Consider the following 14,126-nt stretch of genomic DNA (forward strand, 5'->3'; position numbering starts at 1 on the left):
AGGCAGCACGGGCTTCAGGGGGGGTGGCCGCGACGACCACGGGGGAGAAGGGGCTGAAGCCCCACCACATCGACATGGGGGAGCGGGGCATCTACCACACCGACAACCGGCTGAACGACCTGACGGGGAAGGAGTGGGTCTTCGCCACCCGGTCGGTCATCAACAAGAGCTACCCGCCTTCCTTTCAGTTTGCGCTGCGCAGCCAGCACGGCGGCCAGAAGCCGCCGGAGCTGTGCGCAGACCTGATCCGCACGTTCACCAAGGCCGGCGAACGGGTCCTGGATCCGTTCATGGGCGTGGGCGGCACCCTGATCGGGGCGAGCATCTCCGGCAGGCGGGCGGTCGGCGTGGAGATCAACCCCCGCTGGATCGAAATCTACCGGGAGGTCTGCCGCCTGGAGGGGCTGGAGGCGCAGGAGGCCGTCTGCGGCGACAGCCGCTCGGTCCTGGACGGGTTCGACGAGGCATCCTTCGACCTGGTGCTGACGGATGTGCCCTACTGGAACATGGACCGGCGGCGCCGGTCGAAGGGGAAGTTCAAGCGGGCCGGTGGCCCGGCCGTGGAGCCTCGCCGGTCCAAGCTCTCTCCCTTCACGCCGGACGGGGCGGAGACCGAGGTCACCGGGATGGCCGGCAAGGAAGAGTGGCTGGACACGATGCGGACCGTGTTCGCGGCGGCCCGGCGGCTCCTCAGGCAGAAGCGGTACATGGTGGTCTTTATCGGCGACATGTACCACTCGGGCCGCTACCACATGCTGTCGGCCGAGCTGGCCGCGCTGCTGGAGTCGCTGGGGCTCGTGCTGAAGGCCAACCTGATCTGGTACGACGTGTCCAAGAAGCTCCACGTCTACGGTTACCGGTACGAGTTCATCCCGTCGATGGTCCACCAGAACATCCTGGTGCTGCGGAAGGAATGAGGGGCGGAGGAGGGGCGCGGTGAAGCCGCTGTGGGTGCAGAACCGCAAGTACATCGGCAGCAAGCAGAACCTGCTGCCGTTCATCGGGCGGGTGGTGGCGGAGCGGGCGCCGGAGGCCCGGTCCCTCGCGGACCCGTTCACCGGCTCGGCGGCGGTGGCCTACTACTTCGCGGCCAAGGGCCTGGCGGTCACGGCGGCCGACAATCTCTACCACAACTACATCGCGGCCCGCTGCTTTCTGGGCGGCCGCCCCGGCGAGGTCCGCTGGGACCGGATCGCCGACCTGCTCGAGCGGCTGAACGCGCTGCCGCCGGAGCAGGGCTACTGCTGGCGCGAGTACGGCGGCACCTACTTCACACCCGAGAACGCCGGCCGCATCGACGCGATCCGGGAGCGCATCGCCCGCTGGCGGGCGGAGCAGGTGATCGGCGAGCAGGAGGAGGCGGTGCTGCTCACCAGCCTGATCTACGCCGCCGACAAGGTGGCCAACACCTGCGGCCAGTACGACGCCTTCCTGAAACACCTGGGCGCGGCGCCCTACGCCGAGGACGGCACGCACCTGGTGGACGCGACCGTCTACAAGCCGCTGGAGCTGGGCCTGCCGCAGGTGGTGGAGTCGGAGGTGAACCGGGTCTGGTGCGGTGACGCCGACCACCTGATCGACGCGATGGAGGCGGACGTGCTCTACCTGGATCCGCCGTACAACGGGCGGCAGTACATCGACAACTACCACGTGCTGGAGAACATCGCCCGGTGGGAGAAGCCGCGCCTGTACGGCAAGACCCGCAAGTTCGCCCGGGACGACCTGAAGTCCGCCTACTCCCGGCGGACCACGGCGGGGGTGCACCTGACCCGGCTGATCGAACGGGCCCGGGCGCGCCACATCGTGCTCTCCTATAACAATGAAGGAATCATCCCGGACGAGGTGATCTGGGCCGCGCTGGAGCGGCGCGGGCCGGTGGAGCTGTTCGAGCAGCGCTACGCGATCTTCGGCAACGGCGCGGGCCGCTCCGGTCGCCGGCCCATCGTGGAGCGGCTGTTCTACTGCCGAGTGGTGCGATAATACAACTCTAGAAGGATCATGGGGTTGCATGTGGAATTCCTCCTTCATCCGACCCAGGATGAAGGAGGAAGCCATGTCCAGGAGATGGATCACCGCTGTCGCGACCACGCTGCTGCTGGTCAGCAGCAGTGCGGCGCCCGCTCTCGCCCTGGGGGCTGAGGAGACGGTGCCGGTCGTGAAGCCCTCAACGCAAACCCCACTGCAGCAGCTTCCCGACGCGGATTCCGAGCCGGCGGCGGGCGCAACCGCGGCGGACGAGACCACGGAAGGCGCCACCGGGGCGGACGAGCCCCTGGCGGACGATGCCGACACCGGCGAGACGATGACAGACGACGCCGAGGCGGACGAGCCCTTGGCGGATGAGGCCGACACCGGCGAAACGATGGCAGACGACGCCGAGGCGCCCCTTTTCGCCGATCTGTCGCCGGAGCACTGGGCGTACCCCGAGGTGGCGCGGCTGGTGGAGGCCGGGGTGATCCACGGCGATCCGCAGGGGCAGTTCCGCCCCGATGCCCCCGTGTCCCGGGCCGAGTTTCTGAAGATGCTGCTGACCGCGCGGCGGCTGGACCCGGCCGGTCACTGCGCCGGGATCTTCCGGGATGCGCAGTGCTGGACCTGGTACGCCCCGTACGTGGAACTGGCCTACCGGCTGGCCATTCTCGAGCCGGTGACGGACACGACGGACCTCGATCCCGACGAGTACTTCGACCCGGAGGGGGCCATCACCCGGCAGGAGGTGGCCAGCGCCCTCATCCGGGTCACCGGAAAGCGCTGGACGGCCGAGCAGCGGCCGTGGGACGAGGTGACGTCCACGCTGCGGCAGTTCAGCGACCACGGGCAGATCGCCTATGCACACCGCAAGGCGATGGCCCTGGCCATCGACCTGGGGCTGGTCCGGGGATTCGGGGACGGCACGCTGCGGCCCGGCAGCCAGGTGACCCGGGCCGAGGCGGCGGTCCTGGTGGGCCGCGTGCTGCTGGATACGGCCGGCCTGCCGACCGCGTATATGGACGGCCGTGAGATCGTCTACGTGGAAGCCCGCCCGATGCGGGCCACCAAGTACACGGTGGGCGAGCCGGGCGTGGGCTGGACGACCCGCACGGGAGTCACCGTGCGCCACGGGGCCGTCGCCGTGGACCCGGACGAGATCGCGCTGGGCACGCTGCTGTACGTGGAGGGGTATGGGTACGCCGTGGCGCTGGACACCGGCGGCGCGGTCAAGGGGGACAAGATCGATCTGTTCGACTGGGTCTCCCCGAGCAGGGCCAACACCTTCGGCATCCAGCCGCGCACGGTCTGGATTCTCCCGTAAGGAGCAGAAAAGGAGCGGCCATGCGGCCGCTCAGAGAGGAGAAGTGGGAGAGGAAACGGAACGGAGAAAGAGCCCATCCTGTGGGGTGATTACCGCTCAACTCGGCATCGGCTCTCACTGATCGTTAGGATGCCCGCGCTGCACGCCGCTATACAGGATGATCGGGGCCATTTCGGGGAAAATGAGCGGAAGGTGAGTCGCTGTGCGTGTGATCACAGGATCGGCGAAAGGGCGTCCGCTGAAGACGGTGAAGAACCGCGCCGTCAGGCCCACCAGCGACCGGGTGAAAGAATCGCTGTTCAACATCATCGGGCCGCGCGTGGTGGACGCCGATTTCCTCGACCTCTTCGCCGGATCGGGCAGTGTGGGCATCGAGGCGCTGAGCCGCGGCGCCCGCACCTGCGTTTTTGTCGAACTCCACACCGCCCACCTCAGGGTGGTCGCGGAAAACCTGCAGACGACAGGACTCGGTGCGCGGGCGGAGCTGATCCGCCGGGATGCCCGGGCGGCGCTGGCCGACCTGGGCAACCGCGGCCGCCGGTTCGACCTGATTTTCGTCGACCCGCCCTACGGCCAGCAGCTGGTGCCCGAGGTGCTCGAGCTGATCGATGCCCGCGGGGTCCTGGCGGAAGGCGGCTGGGTGATCTGCGAGCACCACGCCAAAGACCCGGTTCCCGCCGCGGCAGGAGGTCTGTACAGGTTCAGGGAAGTAGTGTTCGGTGAGACCGTGATATCGATTTATCGGGCTGTGGCCCGAGACGCCGGGGGGCAGAATTCGTGACCAAGGCCATCTGTCCCGGGAGCTTCGATCCCGTGACGCTCGGACACATCGACATCATCGAGCGCGCCGCCCGTACGTTTGACGAAGTGGTCGTGGCCGTGCTCACCAACCCGCGCAAGGCGCCGCTCTTTACGGTGGAGGAGCGGCTGGAGATGCTGCGGGAGGCCACCAAGCACATCCCCAACGTCACCGTGGCCGCCGCCGGCGGCCTCCTGGTGGACTTTGCCCGGCAGCAGGGCTGCCGGGTCATCGTAAAAGGACTCCGGCCCATTCAGGACTTCGAGTACGAATGGCAGATGGGCGCCGTAAACCGGCAGCTGGATGAGAACATCGAGACCTGCTTTTTCATGAGCCGCATCGAGTACGCACACCTCTCCTCGAGCATCGTGCGGGAACTGGCTTACTTCGGCCGCCCGACGGAGGGGCTGGTGCCGCCGTTCACCGCGAAACGGCTCCGGGAAAAGTTCGGCCACATTCAACCCTGACGCGGGGAGGTTTGCGCCGTGGAGATCATGGCCCTCATCGACCGCCTGGAAGAGATGGTCCAACAGGCCACCCGGGTGCCCCTCACCGGCAAGATCCTGCTGGACCCGGATGAGCTGCTGTCCCTGGTGGACGAACTCCGCGAAGTGGTGCCCCAGGAAATCCGCGAAGCGAACCGCGTCGCCCGCGACCGGGAGACGATCCTCGCGGAGGCGCGGGAACAGGCGGAGGAGATCCTGCGGGAGGCCAAGGCCCTCGCTGCGCAGCTGACCAGCGAGGCTGCGGTCACCAAGGAGGCCCAGTCGCAGGCCGACGAGCTGATCGACCAGGCCAAGCGCGTGGCGCGCGAGATCCGCCAGAACGCCCTGGAGTGGGCGGATGAGCTGTTTGCCCGCACACAGCCTGAGCTCGAGCGGCTGGCTGCGGACACGCAGCGGGCCGTCGCCGCCGTGCGCAAGGCCCGGGAGGAGCTGCAGAACCAGCTCTAGCCGGCCAGGGGGGGAGCCCATTGCGGGTGGTCGTCCTGTGGTTTCGCCAGCTTGACGCGTGGGTTCGACGGCTGTTTGTGCTGTCGAGCCTCATTGCTGTTGTGGGCGCGATCCTGGTCTACACGCCCACGCAGTACTACGTGACCGCCCCGGGAGCCGCGATCGACACCAGCCGGCTGGTGGCGGTGGAGAACGGCGACGTGCACAGGGGCCATCTGTACCTGCTGGTCGTCAACACGCAGCCCGCCAACCTGTTCTGGTACCTGTACGCCCAGGTGGACCGGCGGGCCGTGCTGGAGACCAAGGAGCAGTACCTGGGCGCCTTCGAGAGCTATGCCGAGTACCTGGACTGGAACCGGCAGCTGATGAGCGACAGCCAGCGCACCGCCCGCGCCGTGGCCTTCCAGCAGCTGGGCTTCGGCGAGGGGGTGCGTTCTGTCGGCGCCCGGGTCGTGGGCGTGCTGGCCGACAGCCCGGTGCGCGGCATCCTGCACGCGGGCGACGTCATCGTCGCCCTGGGCGGCGAACCGGTGACCGGCGCCGACTCGCTGCGCAGCCTCCTGGCCGGGATTCCCGGGGGCGAGGCGGTGGAGGTGACCGTCCTGCGGGGCGGGGAGGAGCTGCCGCTGACGCTGCCCACCCGGGCGTCGCAGGAGGCCGGCCGGGAGGGGACGGCGGTGTTCGGCATCACCATCCGGGACGAGCTCGAGTTCGACGACGACGCCGTGCCGGTGGAGATCCGGTCCGGCTCGATCTTCGGGCCCTCCGCCGGCCTGATGTTCACCCTGCAGATTATTGATCAGCTGACCCCCGGCGGGCTGACCGACCTGGTCGTGGCCGGAACCGGGACCATCGAACCGGACGGACGGGTGGGGCGCATCGGGGGCGTGCAGCAGAAGGTGTACACCGCGGAAGCCGCCGGGGCGGATCTCATGTTCGTCCCCCGCAGCAACTACGAAGAGGCCGCCGCCGTGGCGACGCGCGTGCAGGTGGTGCCGGTCGACCACGTGCGCGACGCGCTGGAGTGGCTGCGGGCGGCCTCGGGCGGATAGCGTGCCGCCGTTTCGCAGAGAGTATGCGGAGGGGGCGCCGCCACCTGACCTTTCATGGGTTTGCAATCGTTGACAAGGAAAGGCTCCGGTCGATATAATACTGCTTGTGCCCGCGCCGAACGCCCGGCCGCGGGGCCGAGATTGAGGTGGTTTCCCGTGCGCATCGATGTGGCCGACATCAAACAGGAGGTCGGCGCCCAGAAGCGGGCCGATCTCGCGGTCAGCCTGGAGTCGGTCGAGTTCGGCGGCGCGGCGGTCAGGTTTGACCGCCCGTTCACCGGCACGGCGGAGATCTGGAACCTGGGGGACCGCCTGCTGCTGAAGGCGGAACTGCGGGGGCAGGCCCGGCTCGTCTGCAGCCGGTGCCTCCGGGAGTACACAGAGCCGCTGTCCGTGGCCTTCGACGAGGAGTTCGTGGAGCGGGAGCCCGGCGAGGGCGGGCCGGCGGACGCGGACAACGAGGAGTCCGGCCGGACGGTCTCGTTCTACAGCGGCGATGAGGTGGACCTGACGGATGTGGCCCGCGATCACATCCTGCTGGCGCTGCCCATGAAGCCGCTCTGCAGCGAGGCCTGCAAGGGGCTCTGCCCCCGGTGCGGCAAGGACCTCAACGAGGGGCCGTGCGGCTGCGACGGCGCGGAAGAGAGCGTTGATCCCCGGCTGGCAGTGCTGAAAGAGCTGCTCCGGAAGCCGGATTTCCATTCTTAAAGGGGTGTTATTCAGCATGGCGGTTCCGAAGAGAAAGGTGTCCAAGTCCCGTCGGGATTCCCGGCGCGCCCAGACCTACCGCCTGGAGGCGCCGAACCTGAGCCCGTGCCCGAACTGCAAGTCGCCCAGGCTGCCTCACCGGGTCTGCCCCAACTGCGGCTACTACCAGGGCCGGCCGGTGATCCAGCAGGAGGCTGAGGCCGCCCAGTAACCGGGCGGCAGCCGGTACGCAATCATCCCATCGCGCATCAGGCAGAGGCAGGAGCGGATCCTGCCTCTGTTCGTCCGGGTCGCGGCGCGTCCCCGGGTCCGCCTGCCGGCGGACCCGGGGACGTCTGCTTCCGGACGGTGACCGGGTCTAGATCAGACCGGTCAGCATCCACCACGGGATGGCCACCAGGATGTTGACGATGAACACCACTAACGTGACGGGGATACCGAGTCTTGCCGCGTCCATGTCGTCGTACATCCCGCCGGATTCGCCCACACCCACGAGGACGTTCATGGAGTGCATCGGCAGGATCCAGTGGCCCAGAATGGCGATGTAGGAGAGGAGCGAGCCGACCAGCGGGTCCCACCCCGCCGCCTGCGCGAACGTGATCATCGTGGGCGCCACGATGCTGAGCACCGCCAGGACGCTGCCCAGGACCATGTGGATACAGACGGCGACCGCGGTGACCAGCGCCGCGAAGATGAACGGGTTGGTCGGCGCCGTTTCGGGCAGAACGAGGTTGGCGACCCAGGTGTTCATGCCGGTGTACTCGCCCACCTTGCCGATGCCCATCGCCGCAATCAGGAAGAACAGAGTTCCCATCGGCACCGACGACCAGGTGGCCGGGGTGATGACGTTGCCGATGCGGGGCAGGGCCAGGCCGACAGCGGCCAGGGCGGCAATCCAGCCCGGATGGATGCCGTGGAAGGCGTCGGTCGCCCAGAACAGCACCGCGAGGCCGACCCAGAACAGCGTCCGCTTCTCCTTGGCGCTCATCGGGCCGAGCTTGCTGGCCTCCTCGCGCAGCTGCTCCTTGTCCACCTTGAATGGGACCGTGGGCTTAAACACCAGCAGCTGGGTCAGGCACGTGAGGGCCGAAGCCGCGAGACCGGGCACGCTCATGTACTTGAACCATCCCAGCCAGCTCAGGGTGGTCCCGCCCACGGTGCCGGCCACGACGTTCAGCAGGCTGTCGCCGGTCAGAATCCACATCGACGTCGGCGCCGAGCCCGCAAACACGGCCAGGCCGATGTTCGCGGCATCCTTGGCCGGCAGGTTTGCCGACTTGATCAGCCCCACCATGAGGGACATGATCAGGAACGACCGGGGGAAGGGGTGCGGGATCAGGAAGCTGAGCAGGAGGCCCATCACGTAGGCGGAGATGATGACGCTGCGGTAGGAGGAGACGAAGCGGACCATGAACGCGTACGAGATCCGGCGGCCGAGCCCGGACTCGTTCACGGCCGCGGCAATCAGGTAGCCGCCGATGACCAGGTAGACCAGCGGGGAGGTCCACATCTGGAACACGACTTCCGCCGGCGCCGTGTCGAAGAGCACCCAGGCGACCAGCATCAGGAACGCCGTGTAGCCAGGCTGCAGGACGCCCATCGCCCACCAGACCACGCCGAACAAGCTGATGGCCAGGCACTTCCTGCCTTCGGGGCTCAGCCCCTCGATGGGCGACAACAGGACGATGGCGGCGACGAGGACCCCGAGAACGGCTCCGATCTCCCGCTTGTACATGCTGAAGAACGACTTCTTCGCAGGCTGAGAGCCAGTTGCCGTAGCCATCCTATCCACTCCTCATGTGAGAGCATCTGGCCGGGGACCAGGAGCTGGGTTGCGGCAAGGTTCGGCAGGAACGGAACTGCGACCGGTGCGTCCTGCCATACTCAGCGTAGCACGCCCGCAACATATTCTGGAATTGGCCTACCGGACGAGGCCGCAGGGATGGCCGGGGGCCTCTCAGCCGTCCGGTCTAACCCACTTTGTCGATGCGGGGACGAGGGGAAAGCGCCTCATGCAACCGCCGGGCGGTTGCATGAGGCGCCCGTTCTTCCGGAAATGCGTCTCAGTGTGCCTGGCCGTGGGTGAGCGACAGCAGATTGGCGATCGCCAGCGGCAGTTCGTCGGTGTCGACGGGCTTGCTCATCACCAGGTTCACGCCGGACTGGAAGGCACGAAGCCGGTTCTGCCGGTCCGTGAAGGCGCTGACCACGATGATCGGGATCTGTGCGGTGGCGGGGTTGCGGCGGATGGCCTCGGCCACCATGAAACCGTTCTGCCCGGGCAGCCGCAGGTCCAGCAGAACGAGGTCGGGGGGATCGTTCCTGATGCGCTCCACCGCGGCCGGCCCGGTCGCCTCGCAGGTGACCGCATAGCCGCAGGATGTGAGCAGATCCACGAGCATGGTTGCACTGTTCCGATCGTCCTCCACGACGAGAATGTGGCTGGCAGACGCCACCACACGCACCCCCTTTGCTATTGAACGGCTTCGCTTGCGGCCGGCTCCGTGAGAGGGAGGTAGACGCTGATCGTCGTTCCCTCACCCGGGCGGCTGTACAGCGTGATGCGGCCTCCGTGCAGCTGGACCAGCTCCTTGGAGAGCGGAAGTCCCAGTCCGAACCCGGCCTCTTTCCGGAAGCCCTGGTTCTCCGCCTGGAAGAACTCGTCGAACACGTAAGGCTGCTCCTCTTCGCTGATGCCGACGCCGTTGTCCTGCACCTGGATGAGCAGTTCGCCCCCCTCGCGGCGGACCACGCACCGCACCTCCCCGGCTTCCGGCGTGAACTTGATCGCGTTGGTCAGCAGGTTGTAGAGCACCTGCTTGATGCGGACGGGGTCTACCCATATGGCCGGCAGGCCGGGCTCGATCTCGGTGGAGATGGTCACCTTGTCCTCCTGGTCCCGGAACATGCTCACCACCGATTCGACGAGGCTGTCGATCTCGACCCACCGGGGTTCCAGGACCAGTTTGCCCTGGTGGACCAGGGACATCTCCAGCAGGTCGTCGATCAGCTTGCGCAGGTAGCGGGCGCTGTCGCCGATGATGCGGACGCGGTCGGCCTGGGCATCGGTCAGCGGTCCGTACACGCCCCGGGTCAGCATGTCGGAGAAGCCGATGATGGAGTTGAGCGGCGTCCGCAGCTCGTGGCTGGTGTTGGCCAGCAGTTTGGACTTCATCACGCTGGACGCGGCCAGGTCCTTCAGCGTGGCCCGCAGTTCCCGCGTCCTTTCCTCCACGCGGATTTCCAGCGTGGCGTTGACCTCCCGCAATTTGGCCGCCATCCGCTTCAGCTCGTTGCGCTCGATCTGCAGGGCGCTGAGGTAGCGCCGCACCTCCTGCGTTTTCTCGTAGAGGGCGGAGGCCATTTGTCTCAGGCACGTCTGGAGATCGTCCATCTCCACGGTGTTGCCAGGCGGAAGGTGGTCGAACATGGCCACGTGTTCTTCCGTGATCCCGTCCGCCCGGGAGATGCGCTTGGCGATCGTCGACAGCCGCTTCAGCGGCATTGCCCAGTACCGGCCGGCGAACAGGCTGGCCACCAGGGCCACCGTCCAGCACAGCAGGGCGGAGAGGTAGATCCACAGGGCCATGTCCTCTTTCAGACTGGCCAGCCCCTCCAGCGGGTGGCCGATGGTGAGGGCGCCGACCACCTGTCCCGCCGAGTTGCGAATGGGGTCCGACACGACGAGGTGGTCCAGGTCTGCAGCCAGCCGGTGCCGGCCGTAGTAGCGCTCGCCTCTCGAGATGGTCTCGATGTGCTGCGGAAGCTGGGTCTCGCCCACGTACGAGGGGAACAGTTCGCTGGAAATGTTGCCGGCGATGCGCACGCCGCTGAGGCTGATGGTGGAGTAGGAGTCGGGAATCGTCACATGAAGCCGTTCGGCCATGCTGTTGTCGTTGTTCACGACATGGCCCACCAGCACGACCCCGCCGATCTGGCCGTCGTCCTGGCGGTAGGGCACGGCAGCCACCTGACACAGAACATCGGCTGCCTGGGCTGCCGGAACGGCGTCGCGGATCAGCGCCTTCTCCCCGAGCGCGGGGCTGAAGGCGCGCAGGTCGTCGATCGAGATGACCTCGCTGGCGTTCACGGGCGTGCCCGTCTGCCAGACCGGCCCCAGCTGCGTGACCAGCGGTTCCAGGGCCCTCGCGTCGCCTTCCGCGCTCGACGCGAGGATCGTCCCGTCCGGACCGGTGACGATCCAGAAGTCGATGGCCGGATCCTGCGCCTGCAGGCGGGCCAGCGACTCGCGCCGGGCGTCGAGGTCGAGTTCCCCCTCCAGGAGCTGGAGGGTGTGGGTATTCCGCTGGAAGAACTGGTTGTACTCTTCCCACGTGATGGTCAGCGCCCGGTCGAGCAGGCTGAGGGTGGTCCGGTCAGCCCGCGTGAAGATGAGGAACTTGGTGATGGCGATGAACAGGGCGAAGAACAGGACCAGCAGCAGGCTGAAGGACTTGAACCAGACGTGGAAGACCGACTGCCTGCTGCCGCGCCTGCCGGGTTCAGTCGACCGGTTCAGCATGGCCGAAGCCCCGCTTCAGGGCCAGCACGCTGGCCTCGGTCCGGTTGGATACGTTGAGCTTGCGGAGGATGTTCGCCACGTGCGTCTTCACGGTGCTGTAGCTGATCCGCAGGTACTGGGCGATTTCCTTGTTGGACATCCCTTCCACGATGCATGCCAGCACCCGTGACTCCTGCGCGGTCAGCGCGGGCCAGGGGGAAGGCGGCTCCCACGCTGCGCTGGTTTCCCTCTCATCCCGGGGACCGCGGAGCACAGGGGTCTCAAACGGCAGGACGTAGACAGCCCTGAGCAGCGGCATATGCCGATCGATGAGTGCGCGGTCTGGCGTTCGGCCCAGCAGCAGGTAGACGGGGCCGTCCTCGTATTCGATGGATGTCCTCAGGGCAGCGTGGTAAAGGCCGTAGGGGCAGCGGTCGACTGCGTAATCCTGGTTGGCCGGGATCTGGTTGATGAGTCTCACGTGACACTCTGTACAGCGGTAGCGCGGGTGCTCGTGCATGAAGCATACCAGCGGCAGGCCCGACGGGAGCGTGATCTCGTTGGCCTGCTCGTCGACGAGCACCAGGCAGATGCCGGTCTGTTCCGCCAGTTGATCCTGGGTGCACTGAAGCTGCGCGAAAAGGTTCGAGTAGAGGAGTGCCTGGCTCTGTCCCATACCTGTCCTACCCTCCTTTTCGACAGGGCGCTGCGGATCAGCCAAGTGGCAGGTATCAGACGGTCAATATCTTCTCTGCATTATGTTATCAGATGTAGGCATGCGCAGAAACTCGCCACAATGGCCTAGTCCTTCAAGGGGACAGCCGGTGCGATTCCCCGGCCTTCTCGCCCGAACGGCGCATTGTCGCTGGGAAAAAGGGAGTGGTACCCTGAACGCGAGCCTGCGGCAAGGTTCACACATCGCGACCGGCGACCGCCAACATCCTGCACGAGGGGGAATCGCTGTGGCTACCGCACAGGCCAACCAGGTGCACGACCTGCGTTCCGCGCTGGCGCTGCTGGAGTCGGTGCCCGGCCAGCTGCTGTACACGGATGAACCGGTTGACCCGCACGCAGAAATTTCCGGCATCTACCGCTATGTCGGCGCCGGCGGCACTGTCAGGAGACCCACCCGCATCGGCCCGGCGATGATCTTCAACAACGTGAAGGGCTACCCGGGCGTCAAGGTGCTGATCGGCCTGCTGGCCAGCCGCGAGCGGGTGGCGCTGATGCTCGGGACCACGCCCGACCGTCTCGGATTCCTGTTCAATGAGGCCGTGAAGAACCCGGTGGATCCCATCGTCGTTCCCCACGAACAGGCTCCCTGTCAGGAAGTCGTCTACAAGGCCACCGATCCCGGCTTCGACATCCGGAAGATCATCCCGGCGCCCACCAATACCGAGGAGGACGCCGGCCCGTACATCACCATGGGCATGTGCTACGCCTCCGATCCGGAGACCGGCGAGTCCGACATCACGATCCACCGGCTCTGCGTCCAGAGCAAGGACGAACTGTCGATGTACTTCGTGCCGGGCAACCGCCACCTGGAGGTGTTCCGGCAGAAGGCGGAGGCGGCGGGCAAGCCCCTGCCCATCACCATCAGCATCGGCGTGGATCCGGCCATCGAGATCGGGGCCTGCTTCGAGCCGCCCACCACGCCGCTGGGCTTCAACGAGCTGGCGATTGCGGGCGGCATCCGGCAGCGGCCGGTGGAGCTGGTCCAGGCGCTCACGGTCAACGAGAAGGCCATCGCCAACGCCGAGTTCGTGATCGAGGGCGAGCTGCTGCCCAACGTCCGGGTGCGGGAGGACCAGAACACCAACACCGGCAAGGCCATGCCGGAGTTCCCGGGCTACACCGGTCCGGCCAAGCCCGAGCTGCCGGTCATCAAGGTCAAGGCCGTCACCCACCGCAAGAACCCGATCCTGCAGACGGTGATCGGCCCCAGCGAGGAGCACGTCAACATGGCGGGCATCCCCACCGAGGCCAGCATCCTGGCCATGGTGGAGCGGGCGATGCCGGGCAAGCTGCTGAACGTCTACGCCCACCCCGCCGGCGGCGGCAAGTACATGGCCGTGTTGCAGTTCAAGAAGAGCGTGCCGTCCGACGAGGGCCGGCAGCGCCAGGCCGCCCTGCTCGCCTTCTCGGCCTTCTCCGAGCTGAAGCACGTGTTCATCGTGGATGAGGACGTGGACCCGTTCGACAGCAACGACGTGCTGTGGGCCTTGACTACCCGCTACCAGGGCGACGTCAGCACGGTCTTCATCCCGGGCGTGCGCTGCCACCCGCTGGATCCGTCGCAGCGGCCCAACTTCAGCCCGTCGATCCGGGACGTGGGCATCTCCTGCAAGACCATCTTCGACTGCACGGTGCCGTACGACCTGAAGGCCCAGTTCCAGCGGGCGAAGTTCAAGGAAGTGGATCCCAGCAAGTGGGCGCCATCACTGTTCCCGAAGAAGTAGCCCGTTCCCCTGTCCGGTGGCTGCGGTGAACGCGCCGCTGCGGTAGGGTCAGGCGGCGAAGGGGCGGTTGTCGCAACCGCCCCTTCGCCGCTTTCGCTCCGCCTCGTCCTGCCGGCCTTGCTCATGCCAGCCACACCTCTGCCAGCCTCGCCCAACCGGCCTTGCCCATGTCAGCCTCGTCCTGCCGGCCTTGCCCATGCCAGCCACGCCTATGCCAGCCTCGCCCTGCCGGCCTTGCCCATGTGAGCCACACCCATGTCAGCCACACCCATGCCAGGCTCGTCCTGCCGGCCTTGCCCATGTCAGCCACACCTCTGCCAGCCTCGCCCATGCGGGCCTCACCTGGGTGCGCCTTACCTCGG

Annotated in this window: 14 protein-coding genes; 10 read left to right on the top strand and 4 right to left on the bottom strand. The window is 67.0% G+C overall.

Annotation, left to right across the window (positions count from 1 at the left end):
* The first annotated feature begins 23 nt into the window (after positions 1-23).
* The 9 genes from ACZ5UM_RS12245 to rpmF all read left to right on the top strand — a co-directional run bounded on the left by ACZ5UM_RS12245 (position 24) and on the right by rpmF (position 7,015).
* A complete protein-coding gene (locus ACZ5UM_RS12245; protein ID WP_464844476.1) occupies positions 24-917 on the top strand; it encodes a DNA methyltransferase in 894 nt (297 codons plus the stop codon).
* Positions 918-936: 19 nt separating this feature from the next.
* Positions 937-1,980, top strand: coding sequence for a DNA adenine methylase (locus tag ACZ5UM_RS12250; RefSeq protein ID WP_464844477.1), 1,044 nt, complete (start codon positions 937-939; stop codon positions 1,978-1,980).
* 73 nt (positions 1,981-2,053) lie between these two features.
* Positions 2,054-3,292, top strand: coding sequence for an S-layer homology domain-containing protein (locus tag ACZ5UM_RS12255; RefSeq protein WP_464844479.1), 1,239 nt, complete (start codon positions 2,054-2,056; stop codon positions 3,290-3,292).
* A gap of 208 nt (positions 3,293-3,500) precedes the next feature.
* Positions 3,501-4,073 (top strand): 16S rRNA (guanine(966)-N(2))-methyltransferase RsmD, encoded by a 573-nt coding sequence (gene rsmD / locus ACZ5UM_RS12260; protein ID WP_464844481.1) that lies wholly within the window; start codon positions 3,501-3,503, stop codon positions 4,071-4,073.
* Positions 4,070-4,558, top strand: coding sequence for a pantetheine-phosphate adenylyltransferase (coaD, locus tag ACZ5UM_RS12265; RefSeq protein ID WP_464844483.1), 489 nt, complete (start codon positions 4,070-4,072; stop codon positions 4,556-4,558). Before rsmD ends, coaD begins: the two co-directional genes overlap by 4 nt.
* 18 nt (positions 4,559-4,576) lie before the next feature.
* Entirely contained in the window at positions 4,577-5,044 is a 468-nt protein-coding gene (locus tag ACZ5UM_RS12270; protein WP_464844484.1) for a hypothetical protein, read from the top strand.
* 26 nt (positions 5,045-5,070) lie between these two features.
* Entirely contained in the window at positions 5,071-6,096 is a 1,026-nt protein-coding gene (locus tag ACZ5UM_RS12275; protein ID WP_464848367.1) for a YlbL family protein, read from the top strand.
* Positions 6,097-6,252: 156 nt separating this feature from the next.
* A complete protein-coding gene (locus ACZ5UM_RS12280; protein ID WP_464844486.1) occupies positions 6,253-6,804 on the top strand; it encodes a YceD family protein in 552 nt (183 codons plus the stop codon).
* A 16-nt stretch (positions 6,805-6,820) separates the two neighbouring features.
* The gene (gene rpmF / locus ACZ5UM_RS12285; protein WP_464844487.1) at positions 6,821-7,015 is read left to right on the top strand and encodes a 50S ribosomal protein L32; all 195 of its coding nucleotides are present in this window, start codon (positions 6,821-6,823) and stop codon (positions 7,013-7,015) included.
* A 147-nt stretch (positions 7,016-7,162) separates the two neighbouring features.
* Here the strand turns inward: rpmF and ACZ5UM_RS12290 are convergent, their stop codons facing one another.
* The 4 genes from ACZ5UM_RS12290 to ACZ5UM_RS12305 form a co-directional block, all read right to left on the bottom strand.
* On the bottom strand, positions 7,163-8,587 hold the full coding sequence (locus ACZ5UM_RS12290) for an SLC13 family permease (RefSeq protein WP_464844489.1): 1,425 nt from the start codon (positions 8,585-8,587) through the stop codon (positions 7,163-7,165).
* 280 nt (positions 8,588-8,867) lie between these two features.
* Positions 8,868-9,260, bottom strand: coding sequence for a response regulator (locus tag ACZ5UM_RS12295; RefSeq protein WP_464844491.1), 393 nt, complete (start codon positions 9,258-9,260; stop codon positions 8,868-8,870).
* A gap of 17 nt (positions 9,261-9,277) precedes the next feature.
* Positions 9,278-11,326 carry a sensor histidine kinase gene (locus ACZ5UM_RS12300; RefSeq protein ID WP_464844493.1) on the bottom strand — a complete coding sequence of 683 codons (2,049 nt, stop codon included), beginning with the start codon at positions 11,324-11,326 and terminating at the stop codon, positions 9,278-9,280.
* Positions 11,307-11,981, bottom strand: coding sequence for a helix-turn-helix transcriptional regulator (locus ACZ5UM_RS12305; protein ID WP_464844494.1), 675 nt, complete (start codon positions 11,979-11,981; stop codon positions 11,307-11,309). The genes ACZ5UM_RS12300 and ACZ5UM_RS12305 overlap by 20 nt, the downstream gene beginning before the upstream one ends.
* 286 nt (positions 11,982-12,267) lie before the next feature.
* Here ACZ5UM_RS12305 and ACZ5UM_RS12310 point away from each other — a divergent pair, with 286 nt between their 5' ends.
* On the top strand, positions 12,268-13,764 hold the full coding sequence (locus ACZ5UM_RS12310) for a UbiD family decarboxylase domain-containing protein (protein WP_464844496.1): 1,497 nt from the start codon (positions 12,268-12,270) through the stop codon (positions 13,762-13,764).
* Positions 13,765-14,126: the final 362 nt, after the last annotated feature.

This window comes from Symbiobacterium ostreiconchae (genome assembly GCF_055396975.1).